Raw genomic sequence first — 497 nt, 5'->3', positions numbered from 1 at the left:
CCAGTATCTCGTCAAGTAAATGCACGTAGATTACTGCTCCGCTCGCTAGCTGCTTCTTGTAGTACCTCCTCTTGTAGGTAATGGGACCCAGGCTGGTGATGATTGTTCTCTCCTCTATACATACGATTTTCCAACCCGTCCGTTTAAGTGAGCGCGCTAGTACTTCGTCGGCGCATTCTAAAAGAACTTTGATGCTTTGACAGTGTGTTTCCGCCACCTGCCTAAAAACTTTTTTCTCGAAGGTCTTGAAATCTATCCCGTCATTGATTAAATTGAGTATAAGAGCTTGTGTCCAGGGATGGTTTAATAGATTTTCACCCCAGCTCTGTATATCAATTAGGTCTATTCCTAATTTAAACTGTGTGTTCATGGGAGAGCCTCCTTTGGTCCCGCTTATCGCGGTTTATTTCCCTTACCATTGGAGGTTCTCCCTTTTTTCGTCTTCTCCTGCTGCTATGGTAATCTATGGCTTTTACCTAGATTTATTTTACTGCTAC

At 43.3% G+C, this 497-nt stretch carries 1 protein-coding gene; it reads right to left on the bottom strand.

Translation table 11 applies throughout. The features are described 5' to 3' along the window. The coding region (locus tag KKC1_RS03495) for a UPF0236 family transposase-like protein (protein WP_192868057.1) at positions 1 to 370 on the bottom strand (370 nt) is incomplete at its 3' end. Positions 371 to 497 lie beyond the last annotated feature (127 nt).

Source organism: Calderihabitans maritimus, assembly GCF_002207765.1.
Classification (GTDB): domain Bacteria; phylum Bacillota; class KKC1; order Calderihabitantales; family Calderihabitantaceae; genus Calderihabitans; species Calderihabitans maritimus.
The sequence above is the reverse complement of the archived record's forward strand: the minus strand, read 5'-3'. Positions and strand labels throughout refer to the sequence as shown.